1 pseudogene is annotated in these 727 nt (G+C 46.9%); it reads right to left on the reverse strand.

The window, feature by feature from the left end:
• Positions 1 to 653, reverse strand: a pseudogene (locus R7E78_RS26455) (chain-length determining protein); the annotation flags it as partial.
• Positions 654 to 727: the final 74 nt, after the last annotated feature.

Below are 727 nucleotides of genomic sequence, written 5' to 3' on the forward strand. Positions count from 1 at the left end.
GCCAAGGTTTGCTTTAAGCTGGCTAGGCGGGTCAAGCTTTGGCCCTGCATTTCTGGAGTTGCGTGTGAGTAGGTGTTTTTGTACTCGGCAAAAGCGTGCTCGGCTTTGTCGAGTTCTTCTCTTCGCTTATTGATATGGATGGTCAAGAAATGGCTGGAATCCTTAATCGACGAGCGTTCTGGGGCCAACAGTTGTTCAACAAATCGGTTACTCACCGACGTTAACATTGACTCCATTCCTTGTGCTTTACCGCTTCTTAGCTGAATTTGGATAAAGTCTTTACCCAGTTGTTGAACAGACAAGCGCGAAGCGAGATCTTTGATGATGAACTCTTGTTCTTTCGCGCCCATGTCATCGTCAATCAGCCCTTGCTCTTTTGCGACAGAGTAGAGCACGTGACGGCTTTTCAGCAAAGTACTCAACGCACTCAAACGGTCTTTAAGCATGGTTGATACGGCAATATCTTGCAGAAACGGATTCATCTTCGCCGTTTCTTGAATCAACATGCTGGTGTGTTCGACGTACGTTGTTGGAACGAGCTTGCTTACGCCAAAACCAAGGATAGGTAGCACAAGCATCGGAATGACAATCATATAGCGACGTCGCCACGCGCCATGCAGTAATACGCTGATGTTTTCTCGTAAATCGCTCATAGTGCCCTCACTAATTTCTCAACTTGGTTGGCTCTTGCTTCCCAGCTTTGTTGTTGGACATAAGATGTAGAGCC

The sequence above is a fragment of the Vibrio sp. YT-19(2023) genome, assembly GCF_033337395.1.